Genomic DNA, 25,328 nt, shown 5'->3' with positions numbered 1-25,328 from the left:
CGCAACGCGAAGCGGCGCAGGGGACGGCGCCGCGTGTCCGCAGAGAATAGCAGGTCTCAAGCCAACTGATACTTCTCGCGGACCAGATGCCCAATGCCGATCCGATCGAGAATTTCCAGCGGGCACAGGATGGTCACACGCACCGTGCCGGGCAAGCGGCTGATCTCGATCGAACCGGCGATCGTCGCGCGATTGAGCACTTCCTCGTAGCTCAGACCGGTCACGGCGGCGGCGCGGCGAAGTCCGTTTTCGGTCGCTACGTTGAGGTTGACGCCGCTGCCGATAAACGTCACGGGCCCATTTTCTTCGATGTGATGCTGGCCCCAGCGCGCGCCGAGTTCAGCGACCTTCTTGCGCTGGTCGGCGTTCATCGGACGCGCCATCGGCGGCAGGTCGTCGAGATTCTGCAGCAGGATCGGTCCTTCGAGCGTCAGGTTCTTGATGACCTCGACGCTGAGTTCGGTTTCGCCCGATACATCCGTTGCGTGCCCGGCGATCTCGCCGTTGCCCTGCTGCGCGTGCATGTCGCCGAGATAGACGCCTGCGCCCGGCACTTTCACGGGGCAAATCACGATGCAGCCTTCGCGCACCGAGTTCGTGTCCATGTGGCCGTCCGTCTTCGCGCTGTGCAGCTCTTCCGTCGTCATGTTGAAGCGGTGCGGCGCGCCGACCAGATATTGTCCGAAGTCCGCGCAGTTGTGCGAATCGGGCAGATCGCGCGAAGGCGTCGTGCCGATGTTGCCGAGGAACGGCCGCATATGCGCGGCGAGGCCGGGCATGTCGGCGCGCGCCAGCGAAAGGATCGAATGCTGCGCGGCCAGTTCGGGCAGCGCGGACATAGCCGATGCGTTGCCCGCGAGCCGGTCGCCGACTTCCTGGCTCACCGTGAGGCTCACGCCGTTTTCCTGGTCGAGCACGATGACGTAGCCGTGTTTGAACTGGAACGCGCTGACCTCCGCGCCGCAATGGTCACAGCGAATCGCCTCGGGGCCGATGCCTTCCACGTGGCTGGCCGGGTGCTCGGTGCCGCACGACGCGCAGAACTTGGCGACGAACGGATCGCCGTGATAGCGCCCTTCGACGAACTGCATCACGCCGGACGACGTGGCATGCGACGTCACGCGCATGCGCTGGATTTTCAGCGCGACGGCGTCGCCGACCTCCGCGCCTTCGATGGCGACGGGCTGCGTGACTTCATGACCGCCCTGGAACGCGGGCGTGATCATCGGCCCCCAGCAGCCGGGCGGCGTGCCTGCGATCAGCGTGCCGCCGTCGGCGAGCGGTCCGAGCATTGCCTGGCTCGGGCCGAGAATGCCGTTTGTATAGGATTCGACGCGAAGCCGGTTCACGGGTGTTTTGTCGGTCTGGGCGTCGGTCTTTGTGGCGGAGTGGGCGGTCGTGGTCGTCAATTTCGTCTCCTGCTGAAAGTGGGGCGCGATATAGATCGCATGCGATTAAAGCGTGCGAGTCGGATCATACTCGGAGTTTGCTCCGTGTCAATCCAGTGCGATAAAATCGCATGCGAGTTATTCGGCGAATACGCCGCGCCGTCGCGCATGTACGTGGCATTTTCCTGTGTGGAATCGATCTTCCGGATTGGTGCCTACTGGACAATAGTCAGCTCACGTGACGTCGTTGCCTTGCGGACAACGAGTCGTGAACCTAGTTGCTGTTGGTGAGGGCGGCGATTTGCCTGTACGCTTGTGCGGATCAGGGTTTGCCGCCCGTGCCTGCGGCGGCGGACCCCGGATTTCCCACGATCAACGCGCCACGCCGCGTGCGGTGCGAGGCAGAAACAACAGGAGTTTCAATGCTTTTACATCTTTCGACTTGGGCCGAGATCGAGCAATACCTGACACGAAGCCGCGCGATCGTCGTGCCCATCGGCTCGAACGAGCAGCATGGACCGACGGGCCTGCTCGGCACTGACTGGCTGTGCCCGGAGATCATCGCGCGTGAAGCGGAAAAGTCCGCCGATATCCTCGTCGCGCCGACGTTCAACATCGGCATGGCGCAGCATCACCTCGGCTTTCCGGGCACGATTTCGCTGCGGCCGTCCACGTTCATCGCTGCCATTGGCGACTGGATCCGCTCACTGGCTGCGCATGGCTTCGAAAAGATTCTGTTTCTGAACGGCCACGGCGGCAACATCGCATCGATCGAGGCGGCGTTTTCGGAGGTCTATGTCGAAGCGAGCTTCGCGAAGCGCCGCGCAGGTTTCGCGATGAAGCTGGCCAACTGGTGGGATCTGGAAGGAGTCGGTGAACTCGCGCGCAAGCAGTTCCCGGAAGGGCACGGCGTTCACGCCACGCCGTCTGAAATCGCGATCACGCAGTGGGCCTTCCCGGACGCGATCAAATCCGCCGACTACTCGCCGAAGATCGCGCCGTCCGGCCCGATCCGGGAAGCGCTGGATTTCCGCGCGCGCTATCCGGATGGCCGCATGGGATCGGACCCGGCTCAGGCATCGCCGGAAAAGGGCGGTGAGCTGGTGCGGCTGGCGGCGTCGAGCCTCGTGCGCGAACTGAACGCGTTTGCCAACGAGCCGTTGCCCGGCTGAGGCGTGGGATGGGCGCGGAGTTTCGCCGCGCCTTTCACCTGTTCCCAGCACTCAAGAGTGAATTGCCCGCTTAATGGTTGACCCATCGTCCGCTGAAAAAGATGATCTGGGATATAGATAGCATGGCGAGAGCGTTTGCAATTGGGGCGAGGCGGCTGTTGAGCGCTCGTCCTGTTTCCGGTTGCGGACCGCGTCCATGCGCTAACCGTTTTCATGAGGACATGACATGAGCACTCGTTCCGAAGGCAAGCCGCTCTTGAGTTTGCTGGGCATCAGCAAGCCGATCATTCAGGCGCCGATGGCTGGCGTCAGCACACCGGCGCTAGCGGCCGCCGTATCCAATGCGGGCGGCCTCGGCTCGCTCGGCGTGGGCGCGATGAAAGCCGACGCGGCGCGCAAGACGATCCGCGACACGCGCGCGTTGACGAGCGCGCCGTTCAACATCAACGTCTTTTGCCACGAGCCTGCCACGGCCAATGCGAAAGTCGAACAGGAATGGCTGACGTGGCTCGCGCCGCAGTTCGCGAAGTACGGCGCGAGCGCGCCTGAAAAACTCGCCGAAATCTACACGAGCTTTGTCGAGGACAGGGCGATGCTCGACGTGTTCGTCGAGGAAAAGCCGGCCATCGTGAGCTTCCATTTCGGCCTGCCGTCGAAAGAAGTCATCAAGGCGCTGAAGGAGGCGGGCATCACGCTGCTGGCGTCGGCAACGAATCTGGACGAAGCGCTGCAGGTGGTCGATGCGGGCGTCGATGCGATCGTCGCGCAGGGCGTCGAAGCGGGCGGCCATCGCGGCATGTTCGACCCACAAGCCTTCGATGAGGGCCTCGGCACGTTCGCGCTTACGCGTCTTCTCGTGGAGAAATTCGATCTGCCCGTTATCGCCGCGGGCGGCATCATGGACGGCGCCGGCATTGCCGCGGCGCTCGCGCTCGGCGCGCAGGCCGCGCAACTCGGAACGGCGTTCGTGCCGTGCCCGGAGACGTCGATCGACGACGGCTACCGTCGCGCGATCCTCGGCGATGCCGCGCTTCACACCACGATGACGTCGGCGATTTCGGGCCGTCAGGCTCGCAGCATGGTCAACCGCTTCACCGAACTGGGCCGCGCTGCCGATCGTCCCGCTACGCCGGATTACCCCGTGACCTACGACGCAGGCAAGGCGCTGCACGCCGCCGCGAAAGCGCAGGGCGAGTTCGGCTTCGGCGCGCAATGGGCCGGTCAGGCGGCGGCGCTGACGCGTTCGCTGCCTGCTGCGGAACTCGTCGCGCGGCTCGATGCGGAACTCGACGAAGCGATCCGTCGATTGCAGCAGTTCGCCCGTTGACCCAAAGAGAAAAACAACGGCCACCCGATGGATGAACCGACGACGCATGCAGAAAGCGGCAGCACCGCGCGGCTAAGCGGCGCGAGGCTGCTTTCGATCAACATCGGCGTATGCGAGCCGCTCGACGTCGGGCTCGCGTCCGAAGGTTTGACCGTCGAGTCGGCGATCCGCAAGCGTTCGGTGAGCAGCGCGAGCCAAGGCGCGGTGGTCGAAGTGAAGAAGCTCGGGCTTGTGGGCGACGAGCAAGCGGACCTCAGCGTTCACGGGGGCCTCGACAAGGCCGTTTATCTCTATCCGTTCGAACACTATGCATGGTGGCGGCAGCGGCGCATCGAAGCCGATCTGCCCGATGCGGGCGAGCCATTGGCATTCGGCATGCTCGGCGAGAATCTGACGACGCAAGGCCTGCTGGAATCGGACCTTTGGGTTGGCGATACGCTCGTGATCGATCAGGTCAGGTTACGGGTGGAAGCGCCGCGTAGTCCCTGTTTCAAGCTCAATGCGGCGATGGGGTACAGGAAAGCTGTCAAGCATATGTATCTGAGTGGATTTGCTGGTGTGTATCTGAGCGTTTTGCAGACGGGGTTTATTCAGGCTGGTGCACGGATTGAGGTCGTGCCGGGGCGTAGGGAGGAGTCGGTCAGTAACATTCTCGAGTGGCGGCGTGGGAAGGCTCGTCGGGAGCCATAAGGTTTGAGCCTTCGAGGCGCGGGCGTTGCCGGGCGGTGTTTTGGCCTTTGCGTTGGCATCTGCGTTTTGGCTCTTCGTGGCGCGGCCGGGTTGGTTTTTTTGCGTTTGCACTGGCATCCGCGTGTTGCCTTCGTGGTTCAGGCGTCGCCGTTTGGTGTTTGGGCCTTTGCGCTGGCATCCGCGATTTGCCTTCGTGCTTTAGGCGTCGCCCCTGTGCGGGGCGGCACCTACTTTTCTTTGCCGCCGCAAAGAAAAGTAGGCAAAAGAAAGCGGCTAACACCGCCAACATTTCTTCTTGCCTGAGGGCCCCCAAAGGGTCTTACGCCTCACACGGCAACGTCCTTGTTCGTCTGCGTTGCCAACGCGCTGAATAAGCGCCTCACCCACTTCAAACACCTGCACAAAGGCTAGCGGCAGCGGATGGTATGTGCCGCCCAGGTGGCAAACGGTGTGTAGGTTGTCGCACCGCACAGGTTAGCGTTCTTACCAGAAACACCAATCTTGCTTTTCAGTCCGGAGTGATGCGCGTAGGGCGCGAAAGCCGACACACAGTTTGCCACCTGGGCGGCGGCGGACTATCTGGCGCGGCGTGCCGCGACGCGGGCACATGGAGCGGGTGAGGCGCCTATTAAGAACGTTGGCAACGAACATGAGCAAGCGTGTTGCCGTGTGAAGCGTAAGAACCGTTGGGGGCCCTCAGGCAAACACAAGAACTGGCGGTGTTAGCCGCTTTCTTTTGCCCCTACTTTTCTTTGCGGCGGCAAAGAAAAGTAGGTGCCGCCCCGCACAGGGGCGACGCGTGAAGCTAGATAACAAATCGCGGATGCCAACGCAAAGGCGAAAACACCGCCCGACAACACCCGCGCCGCGAACGCTCAAACCGGATGCCACAGCAAAGGCAAAAACACCGCCCGGCAACACCCGCCCCGCGAAGGCTCAAATCGAAACCGCCCGCGCCGCGAAGGCGCCAAAGCGGTCCCCGCACTCACTCCTTCTTCTCGGCTTTCAGCCGACGATACTCGTCAACCGGCAACCCACCCCATCCCCAGTTTTCCTTCTCGACTTCCTGAATAACGACAAAGGTCGCTTCCAGCGGCTTGTTCAACACCTTCAACAGCAACTCGCTCGTTCCCTTGATGAGTTGCGCCTTCTCTTCCGGCGTTACTGCGCTCGTGCCGGGGGTATTTCCCTCGCGCGTAACCTGAATAGTCACGATAGGCATCAGAATCTCCGTAGTGTCGTGTGGGACAGGCGCCGTTGGCGGCGCCCGGCCGTGCTTAGTGGCGTGCTTAGTGGCCTGCGCTCTGGCCGCCGTCGACGTGCAGGATCTCACCCGTAACGAACGACGCCGAATCGAGATACAGCACTGCATTGACGATGTCGCTCATCTCGCCCATGTGGCCGACAGGGTGCAGCGAACCCAGCGCTTCGTGCGTTTCAGGCGCGTGCATCGGCGACTTGATGATGCCGGGCGAAACGGCGTTCGCGCGGATGCCCGACTTTGCGTATTCGATGGCGAGCGACTTCGTTGCGGCATTCAGGCCGCCCTTGGTCAGCGACGCGAGAACCGACGGCACACCGGAGATTGCGTGATCGACGAGGCTCGTCGAGATCTGCAGGACGTGGCCGCTCTTGTTCTTTTCCATCTCGGCGATGGCGAGCTGCGTGATATGGAAGAAGCCGTTCACATTCACGTTCAGCACGGCGGCGTAGTCCTCGGCCGTGTATTGCGTGAACGGCTTGGCGATGAAGATACCCGCGTTGTTGATCAGCGTGTCGATGCGGCCGAAGCGTGCAATCGCTTCCGAAACGGCGCGTTGCGCGACTGCGCGGTCGCCGATGTCCCCGGCGATCGCCACGACGTTCGCATCGTCCGACGGCTTGATCGAACGCGCGACAGCGACGACACGGTATCCGTGCTCACGGAAGCCTTTGACGATCTCGGCGCCAATGCCTTGTGATGCACCTGTGACGATTGCGACTTTTTGCGAATTGCTCATGATGGACCTCGAACTGTTGGTCGGCTTTGTGTCGGAATTGACAGTGCCGTTAGGTCGTAAATCTAGGCTTCCTCGGCGTTGTTGCGAACACCCGGGTTGGACAAACTGTTGTGATTGGGAGGAATAAGTGGGGTTTTTTGTCTGCGACGCGGGGTGGTTGTTTTGCTCTTTCGCTGGTATCCGCGTGGTGTTTGGGCTTTCTTGCTGGCATCCGCGTGTTGCCTTCGCGCTTCGCTTCGTGGCGCGGCAGGTTTGGTTTGCTTGTGTTTGCGCTGGCATCCGCGATTCGTTAGCTCGCTTCAGGCGTTGCCCCTGTGCGGGGCGGCACCTACTTTTCTTTGCCGCCGCAAAGAAAAGTAGGCAAAAGAAAGCGGCTCACACCGCCAGTTCTTGTGTTTGCGTGAGGGCCCGCGAAGGTTCTTACGGTCCACGCGGCAACCACGTGACCCACGTTCGTTGCCAGCGCTCTTGCGGTGCGCCTCACCCGCTTCACCCACCCGCGCTGCAACATGCCGTGCCAGATATTCCACGGCTGCCCAGGTGGCAAACTGTGTGTAGGCCGTAGCGCTACACACGCCTCACTTCGGACGGATAGCGCATGCGTTCCACCCTGTAAGAGCGCCACGCTATACGACGCGACAACCTGCACACAGTTTGCCACCTGGGCGGCACATACCATTCGCTGCGGCCGGCCGTTGTGCGGGTGTTTGAAGTGGGTGAGGCGCTCATTCAGCGCGTTGGCAACGCACGCGAACAAAATCGCTGCCGTGTGAAGCGTAAGACCCTTTGGGGGCCCTCACGCAAACACAAGAACTGGCGGTGTGAGCCGCTTTCTTTTGCCTACTTTTCTTTGCGGCGGCAAAGAAAAGTAGGTGCCGCCCCGCACAGGGGCGACGCTTGAAGCGAGCTAACGAAACGCGGATGCCAGCGCAAACACAAGCAAACCAAACCGTCACGCGAATGCCATCACAAAAAGGCCAAAACACCGCCCGGCACCGCCCGCGCCGCGCAGGCTGCACCGGCTGCCAGCGGAGCACACAAAACAAAGCCACCCACACCTCCCGTGACACTGCACACCAAATGAAACTGACTATTGCACGGGTAATGTATTCGCGCGGGTCGACCATGCCGACGCAGTCAAAAAAGGGCAACACCCACGCCAAAAAAGCCGCGCCCGGCAAGCCAGACACGGCGTCACACGCGAACGATCAACATAACAAACCAGCGCCAGCAACCCGCACTACTCGTTAGGCGCAAAATACGGCAGCACGTCCTCATGCAATTCATCAAGTATCTGCCGATAATCCCGCGGCGTCACTCGAGGGTTCAGCGCAACATGCGACACCCCCTGCTCCCGCGCCAGATCGAGAAAATCCCGCAACGCGCGACTACCAATCGCAAAACCGCCCCCGATCCGCTTGAACGGAAAATCCCGCCGTGGATGCAAGTACAAAAACCCGCCAAACGCGAGCGGCTTCGCATCGCCATCGGGGTTCATCTGACGATTCGTTTCTCTCCACTCATCGGCGAACGATTGCAAACGCGCAGGTTCTGGCACAAACCCGAGATACCCGTCCATATTGCTAGCGATCCATCCAGGCGTCTGCTGCGAGCGCCCAACCGCGATAGTCGGCACCCGCCCGAACACAGGCTTCGGCAGCATGGTCAGCGAGCCATCTCCCCGACCGAAACGCTCGGATTCAAAGCGCGGAAAGTTCTGCTCGCTCACGCTGCGATAAGCCCCATACGCATCGCGAAAACGTTCCCCCGACTTTCAAAGTCGATACCGAACACGGGATATTCAGAAGGCCGGTCACCCGACGACATCCCTATCACGATGCGCCCGCCCGTCAGCCTGTCGAGCGAATTGATCTGCTTGGCGAGCATGAGCGGCTCGCGCATCGGCAGCACGATGCCCGTCGTGCCGAGCGTGATGCGCTCGGTCGCAGTGGCGAGATGCCCGATGTAAATCAGCGGCTCGAAGATCTGCCCGGAATCGCCGTATTGCGGATCGTAGAACGGGATATCGCGCGCCCATAACGCGGCGACACCGGCCTGTTCGGCACGTTGCGCCATCTGCAAATGGTCGGCCATCGACGGATGAGGCGAGGCGGCGTGCGTCTCGAGCGGCAGGATCAGCCCGACCGTGAGCGCGTCGCGCCGGAAGACGCGGTCGTAACCGCGATGACCCTGCAAAGGGAACGGCGCGCGCTCGACTTGCGGTTCGGGAAAAGCCATTGGCATGTCCATGATGTTCCTCCAGTGACGTCAGATTACGGACATGCGTCGACGGGAAAAACACAGCGCCGCTAACAACACTTGATACACGGCGTCAATAGAGATGGACAGCAGGGCAGCGCGCGAAATACTTCGTTTCACTCACGATGATGTTACGCATCATCAATCATCATTTTACTTGATCGATCGTCGCTCCTATCGTTGATGAAAACAGAAGAGCGTGTCAGGCAGCCCCTGAAATACGCCTACTTCGAAACGAAATACAGGAGACATCGTGGTCCAAACGACTGCACTTCACAACGTCCGGTTGTCGCCGGCGTTCGTACGACTCGTCGCGCGGCGGCGCAGGCTCGTCGTATTGCTTACCCTCGGCACCTTGCTGCCTTACTACGCTTTCGTGCTGATAGCAGGCTTCGCACCGAAAGTGCTCGCGTTGAAGCTGTTTCCCGGTAGTGTCATGACGATTGGCTGGCCTTTGGGCGTCGCGCTGATCGTCGGCACCTGGATACTGACGGGCATCTATATTCGCCGCGCAAACGGCGAGTTCGACGAGTTGACCGCTCAGGTCCTGGCGGGAGAGGCGCAATGAAACGATGCGTCAAACTCATCGGCGGCGTGCTGGCCGCTTGCATCGCCTGTGACGCAATGGCAGCAGCGGAGGTGCTCGAAAAAGTACAGAAGCAGCCGCTCAACACGACGGCCATCGTCATGTTCCTCGCGTTCGTCGTTGCGACGCTCGGCATCACGTATTGGGCCGCGTCGAAGACGAAGTCGATGAAGGACTTCTACAACGCGGGCGGCGGCATCTCAGGTTTTCAGAACGGCCTCGCGCTGGCGGGTGACTATATGTCGGCAGCGGCGCTGCTCGGCGTGACGAGCATGATCTTCTTCAACGGCTACGACGGCATGCTCTACGCGGTGAGTTTCTTCGTCGCGTGGCCGTTGCTGATGTTCCTGTTTGCCGAGCGCATCAGAAATCTGGGGCAGGTCACGATCGCCGACATCGCATCGTTCAGACTCGACCAGCAGAGAATACGCACGCTGATGGCATTCGGCTCGCTGACGGTAGTCTGCTTCTATCTCGTCGTGCAGATGGTGGGCGCGGGTCAACTGATCCAGTTGCTGTTCGGGCTTCAATACAACTATGCCGTCGTCGTGGTCGGCGCGCTGATGGCGGTGTATGTGACCTTCGGCGGCATGGTCGCGACCACCTGGGTGCAGATCATCAAGGCCGTACTCATGCTGTTCGGCGCGACACTGCTTGCAGTTCTTGCGTTGAGCAAGTTCGGCTTTTCGATCGACGACATGTTCGCGCAAGCGATCGCCACGCATAAGAGCGGCGCCGGCATCATGCTGCCGAGCAAGCTCGTCGCCGATCCGTTTGCGATGCTGTCACTCTCGGTGGGACTGGTGTTCGGCACGTCGGGCCTGCCGCATATTCTGATGCGCTTCTTCACGGTGCCGGATGCAAAGGCGGCGCGCAAGTCCGTGTTCGTCGCGACGGGCTTTATCGGGTACTTCTTTCTGATCGTCATGGTGCTCGGCACAGCCGCAATTGTGATCGTGGGCCGCAATCCGTCGTTCTACGAGGGCGGCGTGATCGGCGGCAAGCTGATCGGCGGCGGCAACATGCCCGTCATGCATCTGGCGAAGGCGATGGGCGGAGACCTCGTGCTGGGCTTTCTGTCTGCCGTCGCCTTTGCAACGATTCTCGCTGTCGTGGCGGGACTCACGATGGCAGGCACATCGGCTATCTCGCACGATCTGTACGCGATGGTGATCAAGCGCAATCGCGCCGATCACGCGAAGGAGAAGCGTGTGTCGAGAATCGCATCGATTGCGATCGCGTGCGTGGCAATCGTGCTCGGCATCGGGTTCAAGGATCAGAACGTCGCGTTCCTCGTGGCGCTGACCTTCAGCGTGGCCGCGTCGGTCAATTTTCCGATCCTCACGCTCGCGATCTACTGGAAAGGCCTGACGACGCGCGGCGCGCTGATGGGCGGCATTGCGGGGCTCGTGAGCGCAGTGGGTCTGGTCGTGCTGTCTCCCGCCGTGTGGGTCAAGGTGCTCGGACACGCGAGCCCGATCTTCCCGTACGACTACCCCGCGATCATTTCGATGACGATCGCCTTCTTCTTCACATGGATCGGATCGGTCACCGATCAGGGCGCGAGGGCGGCGAATGAACGCGAGCAATTCGACGATCAATTCGTTCGCGCACAGACGGGCATCGGTTCGTCGCGCGCCGCCAGTCATTAGAGAACTGCTGCAATCGATAGGGAATGAAAATGTCGAACTCGCCTATGTCATCCACACACGAAGTGCACGGCACGCACGCGCAGGACCACTTTCAATGGCGCGATACCGGTCTGGGTTTTTCGCGCATCACGATCGCGCTGCACTGGATCGTCGCGGCGCTGGTGCTCGCGATCATCGGAATCGAGATTGCGCTTTTTGCATCGCCCAATGTCGAGCTAGCGAAAGTTCTGAACCTGCTCGGCACGATCCTGTTTCCGATTTCGGTCTATCGATTCTGGGCGCGCGTGACGTCGTGGCATCCGCTGCCGCTCGGCACGCCGAATCCTGTCGAGGTGATCGTAAGCCGGTCGGTTGCGACTGCGCTCGCGCTGGCCATGGTACTGCTGCCTGTCGCCGCGTGGCTGGCGAAATCGGCGGCTGGCCAGCTTGTCGAATTGCCAGGCGGATGGATCATTCCATCGCCGATGCATCCAGACGCACAGGCCGCACAGGTCTTCGATGTTCTCTTCAAGATCGGCGCGACGCCGTTTGTGCTTGGCCTGGCGCTGCATATCTTTGGTGCCTGCAAGAATCATTTCGTGTTGAAGAACGATGCGTTGAAACGCATGCTTGGCAAACGCGTGGAGCTTTGAATCATGAGCACAACAGGTTTTGAGTTTGGTGGAAACGCCGTCACGAAGCTTTGCGGCGTCAGATATCCGATCTTTCTCGCCGGCATGGCGGCGATCTCCGGTCCGAAGCTCGTTGCGGCCGTCGCCAATGCGGGCGGGATGGGAACCGTGGGCGGATTGCGCTTGCCGCCGCTTGCGTTGCGGCGATGGATTCGCGAAACGAAAGAACTGACTGACAAGCCGTTCGGCGTCAATCTCGTTCCTTCGTTTGGCGGCCCGGATGTATTCGAGGCGCAGTTTCAGGTCGTGTTGCAGGAAAAGCCCAGGATGCTGTCGCTGTTCTATGCGGAGAACTATCCGCATATGATCTCGCGCGCCAAAGACGCGGGAATGGTGGTCATGGTCCAGGTCGGTTCCGTGGAACTCGCGCGCAAGGCTATCGCGCAGGGCGCCGATATCATCACTGCGCAAGGCAGCGAGAGTGGCGGGCATCTGAACCGCGGTACGATTGGACTGCTTTCGCTACTGCCTTCGCTTATCTCTGTGGCGGACGGGCGTCCTGTGCTCGCGGCAGGCGGAATCACGAATCGCGACGATGTCCGCACGGTGATGAACATGGGCGCAGGCGGCGTGCTCTGCGGCACGGCGTTCGTTGCGTGTGACGAGTCGAACGCGCATCCGCTCTACAAACAAAAGATCGTGGATGCGACTGTCGATGACACCGAATACCGTACCGGCTATTCGTTCGGCTGGAAATACGGCACGCCGCACCGGGTCATTCCGAACCGCGACAAGTGGAACCTGCTGCGGCATATCGGCGGCGGCGCGCGCGTGATCGACAAACCGAGAATGGCGCAGAAGCTGTCGTTGTATGCGGGGCAGGGTGTTGGGAAGATCGACCGTGTGGTGTCGGCGGCGGCGCGCGTGGAGGAGCTTGCGATGGGGCTTGCTGATGAAGGCGAGCGGGATGCGGTTGAACGGTTCGAGGGGTTCGCTTGCGCTATGCGTAGGGTGGGGTGATTCGACGGGCGGGCCTTGAGCTCGGCTCGTCGTGTGCGGGGCGGGGGCGCTGATTTCGGCTGATCATTGCCGCTCGCCCATCGCACAGAACTGTTACTCGGACGTGCGGACACGAACCGCACAACTCAGAATGCGGGCGCCTGGCCGATTATGTGGTCGGTGTTAACCCGCTAAAGCCGTTCCGGTGCTTGCAATGCGGCTTGGAACGACCCAAAATGTAAGCGCTAACACGATATTTGTAGCGCATCACTAGCGAATGAATGGGCTAAGACTCCAAACGGCCCGTCAAAATGTAAGCGCTAACATCAGATGGGAAACCGGATCGAGCGCTCAGTGCAATGCGCCGTGCCGCGCAGACCTCTATCCCACGCGCGCCGAAGTGGACGCGCAATTCCATGCTGCCCGACAGCGTATCGGCGCGGCTCGACGCAACTCAATCGGACACATGAAGCGGAGACAACGATCATGAGCGCAACCTCTGGCCACGAGCAGGCCCCACCGAAAATCCGCCGGGCCCAGATCGTGGCGCTCACGCTGTTGATGGTCAGCGGCATCGTCAACTATCTGGACCGTGGCACGCTCGCCGTCGCCAATCCGCTGATCCGACATGACCTCGGCTTGTCGCTGGGTGAGATGGGGCTGCTGCTCTCCGCGTTCTCGTGGAGCTATGCGCTATTTCAGTTGCCGGTGGGCGGTCTTGTCGATCGCGTCGGGCCGCGCAAGCTGCTCGGCATCGGCCTGATCGTCTGGTCGCTCGCGCAGGCCGCCGGCGGCTTCGTCTCGACCTTCGGCTGGTTCATCCTTGCGCGGATCGTGCTCGGCATCGGCGAGGCGCCACAGTTTCCGTCGGCGGCGCGCGTCGTCAGCAACTGGTTTCCACTGCGCGCCCGCGGCAAGCCGACGGGCATCTTCAACTCGGCGTCCCCGCTCGGCACAGCGCTCGCGCCGCTCTGCCTGTCAATCCTCGTGGTGAATTTCCACTGGCGCTGGGCGTTCATCGTGACGGGCGTCGTTGGCCTGATCGTGGCGGTCGTATGGCTTGCCGTGTATCGCGATCCCGCGAAGGCCACGATGACGGAAGAAGAGTGCGGTTATCTCGAAGGTGACGAGGCAGATCACAAGCCCGCGCCGTCGGTCACCTTCGCCGAGTGGCGTTCGCTGTTTTCGCATGGCACCACGTGGGGCATGCTGATCGGCTTTTTCGGTTCGGTCTACCTCAACTGGGTGTACCTGACGTGGCTGCCGGGCTACCTGACGATGGAACGCCACATGAGCCTGATGCATACGGGCGTCGCGGCATCGATTCCCTTCTTCTGCGGCTTTCTTGGCTCGCTCACGGCCGGGTGGTTCTCGGATCTCATGACGAGCCGCAGCACGAATCCCGTCGGGAGCCGTCGCAACGCGGTGGTAATCGCGATGCTTGGCATGGTCGCGTTCACGATTCCGGCGGCGCTCGTCGAGAGCAATACGATTGCGATTGCGTGCATCTCGGTGGTGATCTTCCTGGCCAACGCCGCTTCAGCCAGTTCCTGGGCGCTGGCGACGGCCGCCGCGCCGCCCAACCGCGTCGGCTCGCTCGGCGCGATCCAGAATTTCGGCGGATTCCTGGGCGGCGCCCTTGCTCCCATCCTGACGGGCTACATCGCGCAGAACTGGTCCTTCGTGCCCGCGCTGCTGACAGCGGCAGGTATCGCGTTCGTCGGTGCGATGAGCTATGTGCTGCTCGTACGCAAGCCGATCGAGGATAAGCCAGCCCACGTCGAAGCCATTCGAGCGCAGGCGTGACGAGATCGCACGCAGGGCTCCATCCAACCCATTCAGAGAGATAACCATGACGAGCGCCACGCATTCCGCCACTTCAATCGAAGGCATCGTTCCCGTGATGCTGACACCGTTCGACGCTTCCGGCGCGATCGACTATGCCGGCCTCGAACGTCTGATCGAGTGGTACATCGCGCACGGCTCGGACGCGCTCTTTGCCGTCGCGCAGTCGAGCGAGATGCAGTTCCTGAGCCTCGCCGAGCGCGGTGAACTCGGCCGGTTCGTCGTCGAGAAGGTGGCGGGCCGCATTCCCATCGTGGTCTCCGGTCACATCAGCGACGACCCCGATGCGCAGGCGGAAGAGCTCGGCGTCGCGGCATCGACGGGCGCGCAAGGCATCGTGCTCGTGACGAACCGGCTCGATCCGAAGCACGAGGGAACGGAGGTCTTCACGGCCAATCTCAAGCGACTTCTCAAGCGCCTGCCGTCCGACATTCCGCTCGGCCTCTACGAGTGCCCGGCGCCGTACCGGCGGCTTCTCTCCGACGATGAACTGAAGATGTGCATCGACACGGGCCGCTTCATCATGCTGAAGGACGTGAGTTGCGATCTGCAGACCGTCAAGCGGCGCGTCGCGATAGCGCAGGGTTCGCCGCTGAAGATCCTGAACGCCAACGCGGCGATCGCGTGGGACGCGATGAAGGCCGGCTCGGCAGGCTTCAACGGCGTGTTCACGAACTTTCACCCGGACCTGTACAAGTGGCTGCGCAACGATGCAGCGCAGGACCCGGCACTCGCGGAGGAACTGTCGACGTTTCTCGTTCTCGCCGCCGTTTCGGAAGCGCTTGGCTATCCGGCGCTCGCGAAGATTTACCATCAGCGCATCGGCACGTTCGAATCGATTCGCTGCCGCGTGATCGACTACGACGTTCGCGAGCGCTTCTGGGCGCTCGATGCGGTGCTCGACAAGATCGTCGCCGGCACCGAGCATTTCCGCTCGCGCATCGCCGCGCTCGGCGCGCCCGCATGAGCACAAGCGTGCGCGCGCCCGGCGAAACGCCGCGACGGTATGATGACGGCGCTTGCCGCGTCCGCCTTCGTCCAACTGTCACTGCCTGATCCGATGCCTCGCTCCCCTGATTCTCCCGCGCCCGCTGCCGACACGGCCCAGGCCCGCACGCCAACGAGCCGCGCCCGCCGCAATACAGGCCGCACGGTGCTCTCGGATGTCGCGAAACTCGCGGGGGTATCGACGGCGACCGTGTCGCGCGTTTACAACGAGCCGGACAAAGTCTCGGCCAACGTGCGTGAGCGCGTCGAGCACGCCGCGCTCACGCTCAACTGGTTTCCGAATGCGGCGGGACGCGCGCTCGCGTCGACGCGCAGCCATATCGCCGGCATCATCATTCCGACCCTTGACGATCAGGTGTTCGCCTCGCAGGTGAGCGGCATGCAGGCGGCGTTCGCGGCGCGCGGCATCACGCTCGTGCTCGGCTGCTCGAACTACGACCCCGCGCAGGCCATCGTGCAGGTGCGCGCGATGCTCGCGCGCGGCGTCGAGGCGATGGCTATCGTTGGTGAGGCGCATCCGGCCGAACTGTTCGATGCATTGCGGCTGTATCGGGTGCCTTATGCCGTCACGTATGCGTATCGCGAGGGCAGCCCGCACGACTGCATCGGCTTCGACAATCACGCGGCTTACGTTGAAATAACCGAACATCTGATTGGCCTCGGCCACCGCTCGTTCGCAGTCTGCGTCCAGCCGACTCGCGACAACGACCGGGTCCAGGCGCGCGTCGCGGGCATTCGCTCGGCGCTCGAACGACACGGCCTCGCCGTCAGGCCGGAGCACATGTTCGAAGGCGAATCGACGATCGGATTCGGGCGGCGCAGCTTGCGCTCGATCTGGCAATCGGCAGGCGAGCACCCGACCGCGATCATCTGCGGCAACGACCACATTGCGTTGGGCGTGCTGCGTGAGGCGGAGGATCTGGGGATCGCCATTCCGGGCGAATTGTCCGTCACGGGCTTCGACGATCTCGCGATCGCGAAAGAGATGCGCCCCGCACTCACGACCATGCGGGTCGACACCGCCGAAATTGGCAGACTTGCGGCGCAACACCTGCTCGACGCACTCGACGGCAAGCGGGTTCAGCATGGACATGAGGTGCGTGCGCAATTACAGGTTCGCGAGTCGACGGGGGCATGCCCGAGCCCGGTTTCGCGGCGATCCTGATAGCGCGTCCGCATCCGAAGCGCCGCTTCCTGGAACGGCCGGTTGAATGTCCGCAATCCTGGATGTTTCTGTTTCTCAACTCTTATATAAGACATAAGACATTTGACCTCGTAGGGTATTGCAATTAAAATCGCGATCAAAGCAGTGCCCGGAGCAGCTTCGACGTGCCTGACAAGTCCTCCCCTGAAACGCAATACCAGCAGGTCTCCCATGCTTGAAAACTTTCGTGCTCATGTAGCCGCGCGCGCCGCGCTCGGCATTCCTCCCCTGCCGCTGACGGCTCAGCAGACCGCCGAGCTGGTGGAACTGCTGACAAACCCGCCCGCCGGCGAAGAGCAGACCCTGCTCGACCTGATCACCAACCGCGTGCCCGCAGGCGTGGACGAAGCCGCGCGCGTGAAGGCGGGCTTCCTGGCCGCCGTGGCCAAAGGCGAGACCGCCTGCGCGCTGATCTCGCGCGCCCGCGCCACCGAACTGCTCGGCACGATGCTGGGCGGCTACAACATCCAGCCGCTGATCGAGCTGCTGTCCGACGCGGAAGTGGGCGCCGCCGCCGCTGAAGCGCTGAAGAAAACCCTCCTGATGTTCGACCAGTTCCACGACGTCAAGGAACTGGCCGACAAGGGCAACGCCAACGCCCGCGCTGTGATGCAAAGCTGGGCCGACGCCGAGTGGTTCACCAGCCGTCCGGAAGTGCCGCAAAGTCTGACCATCACCGTGTTCAAGGTGACGGGCGAAACCAACACCGACGACCTGTCGCCGGCCCCGGACGCCACCACCCGCCCGGACATCCCGCTGCACGCGCTGGCGATGCTGAAGAACGCCCGTCCCGGCATCACGCCGGAAGAAGACGGCAAGCGTGGTCCCGTCAAGTTCATCGAGTCGCTGAAGGAAAAGGGCCACCTGGTCGCGTACGTGGGCGACGTGGTCGGCACCGGCTCCTCGCGCAAGTCGGCTACGAACTCGGTGCTGTGGTTCACGGGTGAAGACATCCCCTTCATCCCGAACAAGCGTTTTGGCGGCGTGTGCCTTGGCAGCAAGATCGCTCCGATCTTCTACAACACGATGGAAGATGCCGGCGCCCTGCCGATCGAACTCGACGTGTCGAAGATGGAAATGGGCGACGTGGTCGAACTGCGTCCCTACGAAGGCAAGGCGCTGAAGAACGGCGAAGTGATCGCCGAGTTTCAGGTCAAGTCCGACGTGCTGTTCGACGAAGTGCGCGCCGGTGGCCGCATTCCGCTGATCATCGGTCGCGGTCTTACCGCGAAGGCGCGTGAAGCGCTGGGCCTGGCTCCGTCCACGCTGTTCCGCCTGCCGCAGCAACCGGCCGACAGCGGCAAGGGCTTCTCGCTGGCACAGAAGATGGTTGGCCGCGCCTGCGGCCTGCCGGAAGGCCAGGGCGTCCGCCCGGGCACGTACTGCGAACCGCGCATGACCTCGGTCGGCTCGCAGGACACCACCGGCCCAATGACGCGCGACGAACTGAAAGACCTGGCGTGCCTGGGCTTCTCAGCAGATCTCGTCATGCAGTCGTTCTGCCACACGGCTGCGTATCCGAAGCCGGTGGACGTGAAGACCCATCAGACGCTGCCGAACTTCATCAGCAACCGTGGCGGCATCGCGCTGCGCCCGGGCGATGGCGTGATCCACTCGTGGTTGAACCGCATGCTGTTGCCCGACACGGTGGGCACGGGCGGCGACTCGCACACCCGCTTCCCGATCGGCATCAGCTTCCCGGCCGGTTCGGGCCTGGTCGCCTTTGCGGCCGCTACGGGCACGATGCCGCTGGACATGCCGGAATCGGTGCTGGTCCGCTTCAAGGGCAAGATGCAGCCGGGCGTGACCCTGCGTGACCTCGTCAACGCCATTCCGCTGTACGCGATCAAGCAAGGCATGCTGACGGTTGCCAAGCAGGGCAAGAAGAACATTTTCTCCGGCCGCATTCTCGAAATCGAAGGCCTGCCCGATCTGAAGGTCGAGCAAGCGTTCGAACTGTCGGATGCTTCTGCTGAGCGCTCGGCCGCCGGTTGCTCGGTCCACCTGAACAAGGAACCGATCATCGAATACCTCAACAGCAACATCACGCTGCTGAAGTGGATGATTGCCGAAGGCTACCAGGACCCGCGCAGCCTGCAGCGCCGTATCAAGGCGATGGAACAGTGGCTGGCCGACCCGCAACTGCTGTCGCCGGATGCCGACGCCGAGTACGCAGCCGTCATCGAGATCGACCTGGCCGACATCCACGAGCCGATCGTGGCTTGCCCAAATGATCCCGACGACGTGAAGACGCTGTCGGACGTGGCGGGTGCCAAGATCGACGAAGTGTTCATCGGCTCGTGCATGACCAACATCGGCCACTTCCGTGCCGCTTCGAAGCTGCTGGAAGGCAAGCGCGACATCCCCGTGAAGCTGTGGGTGGCGCCGCCGACCAAGATGGACCAGAAGCAGTTGACCGAGGAAGGCCACTATGGCGTCTTCGGCACGGCCGGCGCGCGTACTGAAATGCCTGGCTGCTCGCTGTGCATGGGCAACCAGGCACAAGTGCGCGAAGGCGCGACGGTTATGTCGACTTCGACGCGTAACTTCCCGAACCGCCTCGGCAAGAACACGAACGTGTATCTCGGCTCGGCGGAACTGGCGGCAATCTGCTCGCGCCTGGGCAAGATCCCGAGCAAAGAGGAGTACATGGCCGACATGGGCGTGCTCAACGCCAATGGCGACAAGATCTATCAGTACATGAACTTCGACCAGATCGAGGACTTCAAGGAAGTCGCCGACACGGTGCAGATGTAAGCGCGTATCGGGCTACGGCGTGTTGCTCTCGTCGTAGCGCCACACAATGGCGCCGCAGGCTGAATGCCTGTGGCGCCATTTTTTTTGATGGCTAGTCGACTGCGCGCGCCATCCCGGCGCGCGCAGTTGCCGGGCGGTCTGGCATGAGCGATCATCTGCGTCAACGCAGTTGACGGAGATCTGACAATGTCGGCGATGGCCAGGATTCGAGGATTTGTTGTCGCACTGGCGCTCGTTAGCTCGGCGGCGCACGCACAGACTACCGGCTTCTGGGGAACACGTCTTCCCGATCCGCCGACGCAGTTCATCTTCGGCTACGGCTCACTCATCAACACCCCATCGCGCAACGACACGGCCGGCAAACCGGTTGCGGCGATTCCGGTGCGCGTTGCGGCGGCGTTCGGCTATGTGCGTAGCTGGAACGACCGCGCGCGAACCGGCTTCACGGCACTCGGCCTGCGGCGTCCGTCCGAGGGTGAGGCGCCGATGACAATCAACGGCGTGATCTATCCCGTTGCCGGCAACGACATGTCCGCGTTCGATGAGCGCGAGAAGGGATATGTGCGCGTCGAGGTGCCGCGCGCGCTCATCGAGGCCGTATCGTGGCAGCCGCTGCCGGCACAGGGAACTGTCTGGGTCTACGTGCCGAAAGCCGAAGGCAAGGCGCCGGGCGAAGGGCTTCCGGTTCCAGACGCCAGGTTTCCGCTCGTCGAGTCGTATATCGATGTCGTGATCGAGGGCGGGCTCGAGTACGGGCCGGAATTCGCGCGCGAGATCATCGAGACGACCCGGGACTGGAGTCCCTACTGGCTCAACGACCGCACGCTCGCACGCCGGCCCTGGGTGTTCGACAAGCAGTTCGCGAAGGTCGATGCGCTGCTCGCGTCGTCGGCGCCCTGCTTCGCGCAGCGAGCGTTTTCCGAAGACTATGCTGCCGCGAGCGCCGCTATCGCCAAACGCAAAGGCGATGTGTGCCTTCGTGAGGCGCACGCTCGCTAGGCAGCGCGCTTTCACTACGCCGCCCAGGAGATCGGTGAGTCGAACGCTACGCTATCGCGAATAATATCGCCGCAACTTCACCGACCTTTCGTGTTTCCGAAAAAGGCCGCAGACCGTGAAGAAATCCCCTTGTTTCCTAAGCTATCTGCGCTATCAATAGAGTTACGGCGCGATTACGGCAACCCACGAAAACCATGACAATAACCTGATGATGCAGTCGTGAAGGTTGCGTCCAATCGTGAAGTCAATATAACGGCGCCGCACACCCGTTGAATTTCTCGCATTGCACCGTCGTCAATACGCCGGGTGAGGGCGTTTTTGCCCGAATTATTCGCGCGAGTTTCGTGCGATTCAATAACCGCTTACGGCCGGTTAGCTGTCTATCTGTCTTTTCAACACCTTGATGTATTGACTTCATAATTAGTTAGTCATACCGAGGAATAGCCATGAACAATATTTTCGCATCCGGTCTTGGGCTATTGATGGCGGCGCAGGTCGCCATGGCACCGCAAGCGTTGGCCGACGACGCGCGCACAGGCCGCTTTTCCGACGTGCTTGCCGTCACCGATCCCGCTTCATCTGCCAACGACGTACGCTTCTATGACGCACGAACCGGTCAGTATCTGCCCGACCGATCGATCTCGCCGGGCAGCGGCGGGCTGCGCGGACCGACGGGCATCATCTTCGACCAGCGCTGGAATGAAGTGCTGGTGTCGAATCAGAATATCGGCCAGCCCTTCAACGGCGAGATTTTTCGCTATGACGCCGGCGACGGCCATTTCATCGCGCCGCTCGTCTCGCGTGACGATAAGCACGCCCCCTATGCGCCGCGCGGCATCGTGCTGGTCGACATGGGCAGAGCAGGGCGCTTTCTGTTCATCGCCGACCTCGGCGACACGCCCGGACCGACGGGCGCGCTCCTCGCGTTCAGGATCGACGGGCACAAGGCAGAGTTCGTGAAGAATCTCGACCCGAATATCGATCATCCGGGCACGACCGGGCCGCAGTTTCATCCGCGCGGCATCGTGCTCGGACCGGATGGTCTGCTATACGTGACGTTGCGCAACCTGCCGGACCCATGTGGCGGCGGTGTTGTGCGATTCGATCCGCGGCGCCTCGCTTTCGTGGACGTGCTGATATCCAATTCCATCGAATGCAGCAAGAACTCGAACGATCTGCAACGGCCAGAAGGGCTCGCATTCGGGCGCGATGGCGATCTCTACGTGACGAGCCTTCGCCAGGACCCTGTGAAATATGAGGGATGGGATTCAGACAAGATCCTGATCATCCCGCATGCAACGCACAGGGACGGCCATCGCTGGTACGCATTCGACCGTGAGCATTTCGAGCGCATCGATCTGGATCGGCACCACCCGCGCGCCATTGCGCTATCGCTCGTATTCGGGCCGGACGGGGCGCTTTACGTGCCGGTGACGAACGACCCCGATCCCGGCAACGCGCCGCAGTACGGCGAGGTGAGACGCTACAACCTGTTTACGCTGGGCTATTCGACCCTCGTTGACCCGCGAACGGGGCTGGTGAATCCCTTCTATCTCAGCTTCGGGAGGACCGATCCGGCGACGCTCGACTACGGCCAGCATTGATTGCGCCGACGCAAGGGTGATGCTTGCTTGTGGCGTCACCCGCGCGTTCATCGGTGTGCCGCTCCCACGCAGGCATCCACGCGCGTCCGGCTATTCGAAGCGGTGTCATCCAGCTTACCCGCGATGTACTTCGCAACGCGCCATCCGAACACGATTGCCGGACCTAACGTCGTGCCGGGTCCAGGATACGTGCCGCGAAAGATCGAAGCGAGATCGTTGCCGCACGCGAAGAGTCCAGGTATCACGTTGCCGTTCGCATCGAGCAGTTCGCCGTTCGCAGTGCCGCTCAGTCCTGCGCTGCAAGCGAGGTCGGCAGGCCACACGGTCACGGCGTAATACGGACCTTTGCCCAACGGACGGATGCATGGATTAGGCTTCTGCGCCGCGTCGCCATTGAACCGGCTCATCGGGCTGGAACCACGGCCGAACGCGGGGTCGTTGCCCGATGCGGCATCGCGGTTGTAGGTCTCGACAGTGCGCGCAAGCCCCGCCGCGTCCACGTTCAACTTCGCCGCCAGCGCGGCCAGCGAGTCGCCTTTGACCAGATACCCGGCGCGCTCGAACTCCGCAATGCGCGCTCGGCTTCGCCCCGGCATCAGCAGGCCCAGACCATAGTCGCGGATAAAGTCTGCATCGACGATCAGATGCGCCGGCACGCTCGGGCCATGGCCGTCGTCGCGCAGCATGCCCATCACGAAGTCGTGATAGGAGTTGGATTCGTTGACGAACCGCTCGCCCCGGCTGTTCACCGCGATGAGCCCCGGCTTCGCGCGATCGAGGATGATATGCGGCCACACGCTATCGTCGCCGCCGGGCGAACGGCGGATCGAGCAGGGCATCCAGAGCCCGGGGCTGTCGCCGCCGTTTTCGAGCCGCGCATCGACGGCGAGCGCGCGACTGACGCCGTCGCCCGTGTGGGTGTCGGGAGACAACGACAGCGGTTGGGCGGCAGTCGGAAACAACTGTTTGCGCAGCGCCGGATGCCGCGTGACACCACCTGTGGCGAGCACGACACCGCGACGCGCGCCAATGCGCCGCTGCTTGCCGCTAGGCGCACCGACTACGGCGCCCGTCACGCGACCTTGCTCGCGAACCAGTTCGACGAGCGGCGTTTCGAAGCGCACTGCCACGCCGCGCTTGCGCAGGCTGTAGAAGAGCCGGGCGGCGAGCGCGTTGCCCATCACGAGTTGCGTGCCGCGCGGAAAACGCATGCGGTCGATTACATAACGGCCGACCACTTCGACGGTGCGCCTGAAATTGCTGAACGATCCGAACGGACTGAGCAGCGCGCCAAGGTCGCTGCGATTGACCATCATCCCGCCAAGGCCCATGAATTCCTTGCGCGGCGGGCGCACGCGCGCGAAATCCTTGTTCAGCACGCGGGCGTCGAAAGGCAAGGGCGCCAGCGCGCGGCCACCGAATGCCGCGCCCGGCCCCGTCACATAGTCCGGATGCGCGGCCGCCGCGACGAACTGGACGTCGCTGATGCGCTGCAATTCGTCGATGGCGAGCGGACCGCTTTGCAGGAAGGCCTCGCGGGCTTCGTCGCCGCCGCGTTCGCCGACCACCGATTGCAGAAACCGGCGCGCGTCGTCGACGCTGTCGGGCACGCCCGCATCGACGCTCAGTTGCGTGCCCGGCACCCAGGTCGTGCCGCCCGACGTCGACGTGATGCCGCCGACCGCGTCCGTCTTTTCGCACAAGAGAACGTCCAGGCCCTCATGCTGCGCGATCAACGCGGTTGTCATGCCCGCCGCGCCCGCGCCGAACACGAGCACATCGACTTCTTCGTCCCAATGGATGCTGCTGCCAGAATTCATGTTCACTGTCTCCTCTGATGCCTTGCTGCGTTTTCCGTGTTTCCTGGGCGACCCGGCGTCATGCGAGCTTGTCGAAGAAAATGGAATAAAGTTCCAGTGTATACAAAAATAGAATCATATTCCAGTAAGTAAATCTGGAACTCGATTCAGCATCATCAGGCCCGGTGCCGTCCGTCAGAACCGATGCACGATGCCGACGCCGGCTGCAAACTGATTGCGGGTGGAAGAGGGCGTGGAGTTGAAGCCGTCGCCGAGCGTGGCCGTCGCGTCGATGATCTGCCCTGCGCCCGCCGTCCCCAGCGTCTTGCCGTTCGCATGCTGGTACGCCTCCAGTGCATAGAAGCCGGTGCGCTTGGACAACGCGTAGTACTGGGACAGATTGAACTGCTGGTACTGCGCGGCGCTCGTGATGCCATTGGCCTTCGTTGCGCGCGTAAAGCTGTACCCCGCGCCAAAGTCCCACGTCACAGCCGGCTTCCAGTGCAGCACGATGCCACCCGTGTTGAAGATCGCGGTGTCGGTGAACTTCGAACCGATGCCCGGAATGTATTGCACGTTCGAATAGGTGGCCGACACGTCCCACGCGCTGTTGAACGTGTAGCTGCCGCCCACGGCAAAGCGCTGTTGCGCCTGCGCGGTCTGGTAGCCGTTCGTCAACGCGGACACACCCGCTTGCGCGCCGTTGTTCGAGGTGGTGGAATCCGCGCCGAACGCGCCGCCGCCGGTCGTCGAGTTGTTGATGCGCGAGAAGCCGACTGCAAGACCGATCGGCCCGTTCGCATACTGGATCGCGCCAGCCCATGTCGAGCCGCTGTTGAGGCTGCCCGAAACGCCACCCAGCGAATAGGAACCGCTGAATGTGAAGCCGTAGAGTTTGGGCGACGTGTATTCGATCGTATTGTTCGCGCGGTAGATCGTGTCGAGCCCGTCGATATCGCCAGGGTGCGCGCCGAAGAAGCCAGTTAGCCAGTTGGTCGGGCTATACGGCGAAAGCAACTGATAGTAGGACGCGTACTGCCGTCCGAACGTCAGCGACCCGTAGGCGGGATTGGTGAATCCGACCCACGATTGCCGGCCGAACATCGCATTGGTGTACTGTTGCGCGCCCGTTGTCGAATTGAGACCCGACTCGAGCGTGAAGATCGCCTTCGTGCCGCCGCCCAGGTCCTCCGCGCCTTTCAGGCCGAAGCGGCTGCCCGCCCACACACCCGTCACCATCTTGACTGCGGAATGGCCATTTGCCGTCGAGCCGAGCGTCGTCTGGCTGTTCTGATACGCGATGCCCGTATCCACGACGCCATACAAGGTCACGCTGCTTTGCGCAAATGCGGGCATTGCGGCAAACACGGCCGCGCTGACCGCCAGTTGTTTGAGTTCTTTGCTGCGCTTCATCTCCTGTCCTTCTCC

General features: G+C 62.3%; 18 protein-coding genes and 1 pseudogene. 13 read left to right on the top strand and 6 right to left on the bottom strand.

Annotated features, from left to right (window positions below; genetic code table 11):
• Nucleotides 1–56: 56 nt before the first annotated feature.
• The gene (locus tag H1204_RS36665; RefSeq protein WP_180733599.1) at nt 57–1,409 is read right to left on the bottom strand and encodes an acetamidase/formamidase family protein; all 1,353 of its coding nucleotides are present in this window, start codon (nt 1,407–1,409) and stop codon (nt 57–59) included.
• Nucleotides 1,410–1,810: 401 nt separating this feature from the next.
• Here H1204_RS36665 and H1204_RS36660 point away from each other — a divergent pair, with 401 nt between their 5' ends.
• The 3 genes from H1204_RS36660 (at nt 1,811) to H1204_RS36650 (ending at nt 4,577) form a co-directional block, all read left to right on the top strand.
• A complete protein-coding gene (locus H1204_RS36660) occupies nt 1,811–2,560 on the top strand; it encodes a creatininase family protein (RefSeq protein ID WP_180733598.1) in 750 nt (249 codons plus the stop codon).
• A gap of 226 nt (nt 2,561–2,786) precedes the next feature.
• Nucleotides 2,787–3,887: a nitronate monooxygenase gene (locus tag H1204_RS36655; RefSeq protein WP_180733597.1), complete on the top strand. Its 1,101-nt coding sequence runs from the start codon at nt 2,787–2,789 to the stop codon at nt 3,885–3,887.
• A 27-nt stretch (nt 3,888–3,914) separates the two neighbouring features.
• Nucleotides 3,915–4,577, top strand: coding sequence for an MOSC domain-containing protein (locus H1204_RS36650; protein WP_180733596.1), 663 nt, complete (start codon nt 3,915–3,917; stop codon nt 4,575–4,577).
• Between the two features lie 985 nt (nt 4,578–5,562).
• On the opposite strand, the gene H1204_RS36645 is transcribed toward H1204_RS36650, so the two are convergent.
• The 3 genes and pseudogenes from H1204_RS36645 to H1204_RS36635 form a co-directional block, all read right to left on the bottom strand.
• Nucleotides 5,563–5,799 carry a 4-oxalocrotonate tautomerase family protein gene (locus tag H1204_RS36645; protein WP_180733595.1) on the bottom strand — a complete coding sequence of 79 codons (237 nt, stop codon included), beginning with the start codon at nt 5,797–5,799 and terminating at the stop codon, nt 5,563–5,565.
• Between the two features lie 67 nt (nt 5,800–5,866).
• The gene (locus tag H1204_RS36640) at nt 5,867–6,577 is read right to left on the bottom strand and encodes an SDR family NAD(P)-dependent oxidoreductase (RefSeq protein WP_079487256.1); all 711 of its coding nucleotides are present in this window, start codon (nt 6,575–6,577) and stop codon (nt 5,867–5,869) included.
• A 1,240-nt stretch (nt 6,578–7,817) separates the two neighbouring features.
• Nucleotides 7,818–8,827, bottom strand: a pseudogene (locus H1204_RS36635) (TIGR03571 family LLM class oxidoreductase).
• A 262-nt stretch (nt 8,828–9,089) separates the two neighbouring features.
• Here H1204_RS36635 and H1204_RS36630 point away from each other — a divergent pair.
• The 10 genes from H1204_RS36630 (at nt 9,090) to H1204_RS36585 (ending at nt 22,101) form a co-directional block, all read left to right on the top strand.
• A complete protein-coding gene (locus H1204_RS36630) occupies nt 9,090–9,404 on the top strand; it encodes a DUF485 domain-containing protein (RefSeq protein WP_180733594.1) in 315 nt (104 codons plus the stop codon).
• Nucleotides 9,401–11,074: a cation acetate symporter gene (locus H1204_RS36625; protein WP_180733593.1), complete on the top strand. Its 1,674-nt coding sequence runs from the start codon at nt 9,401–9,403 to the stop codon at nt 11,072–11,074. Before H1204_RS36630 ends, H1204_RS36625 begins: the two co-directional genes overlap by 4 nt.
• 44 nt (nt 11,075–11,118) lie before the next feature.
• Entirely contained in the window at nt 11,119–11,706 is a 588-nt protein-coding gene (locus tag H1204_RS36620; RefSeq protein WP_180733592.1) for a cytochrome b/b6 domain-containing protein, read from the top strand.
• A 3-nt stretch (nt 11,707–11,709) separates the two neighbouring features.
• Complete coding sequence (locus H1204_RS36615; protein WP_243468832.1) at nt 11,710–12,705, top strand: nitronate monooxygenase; 996 nt, start codon at nt 11,710–11,712, stop codon at nt 12,703–12,705.
• Between the two features lie 465 nt (nt 12,706–13,170).
• A complete protein-coding gene (locus tag H1204_RS36610; protein ID WP_180733591.1) occupies nt 13,171–14,490 on the top strand; it encodes an MFS transporter in 1,320 nt (439 codons plus the stop codon).
• Nucleotides 14,491–14,536: 46 nt separating this feature from the next.
• Complete coding sequence (locus H1204_RS36605) at nt 14,537–15,496, top strand: dihydrodipicolinate synthase family protein (RefSeq protein ID WP_180733590.1); 960 nt, start codon at nt 14,537–14,539, stop codon at nt 15,494–15,496.
• A 93-nt stretch (nt 15,497–15,589) separates the two neighbouring features.
• Complete coding sequence (locus tag H1204_RS36600; RefSeq protein WP_180733589.1) at nt 15,590–16,702, top strand: LacI family DNA-binding transcriptional regulator; 1,113 nt, start codon at nt 15,590–15,592, stop codon at nt 16,700–16,702.
• 210 nt (nt 16,703–16,912) lie between these two features.
• Nucleotides 16,913–19,498, top strand: coding sequence for a bifunctional aconitate hydratase 2/2-methylisocitrate dehydratase (gene acnB, locus H1204_RS36595; RefSeq protein WP_180733588.1), 2,586 nt, complete (start codon nt 16,913–16,915; stop codon nt 19,496–19,498).
• 186 nt (nt 19,499–19,684) lie between these two features.
• The gene (locus H1204_RS36590; protein WP_180733587.1) at nt 19,685–20,497 is read left to right on the top strand and encodes a gamma-glutamylcyclotransferase family protein; all 813 of its coding nucleotides are present in this window, start codon (nt 19,685–19,687) and stop codon (nt 20,495–20,497) included.
• 446 nt (nt 20,498–20,943) lie between these two features.
• A complete protein-coding gene (locus H1204_RS36585) occupies nt 20,944–22,101 on the top strand; it encodes a hypothetical protein (protein ID WP_180733586.1) in 1,158 nt (385 codons plus the stop codon).
• 47 nt (nt 22,102–22,148) lie between these two features.
• On the opposite strand, the gene H1204_RS36580 is transcribed toward H1204_RS36585, so the two are convergent.
• On the bottom strand, nt 22,149–23,921 hold the full coding sequence (locus tag H1204_RS36580) for an FAD-binding protein (RefSeq protein ID WP_180733585.1): 1,773 nt from the start codon (nt 23,919–23,921) through the stop codon (nt 22,149–22,151).
• Between the two features lie 174 nt (nt 23,922–24,095).
• The gene (locus H1204_RS36575; RefSeq protein ID WP_180733584.1) at nt 24,096–25,313 is read right to left on the bottom strand and encodes a porin; all 1,218 of its coding nucleotides are present in this window, start codon (nt 25,311–25,313) and stop codon (nt 24,096–24,098) included.
• Between the last annotated feature and the right edge of the window lie 15 nt (nt 25,314–25,328).

The organism is Paraburkholderia sp. PGU19, assembly GCF_013426915.1.
Taxonomy (GTDB): domain Bacteria; phylum Pseudomonadota; class Gammaproteobacteria; order Burkholderiales; family Burkholderiaceae; genus Paraburkholderia.
This window is presented reverse-complemented; position numbering and strand designations above follow the sequence as displayed.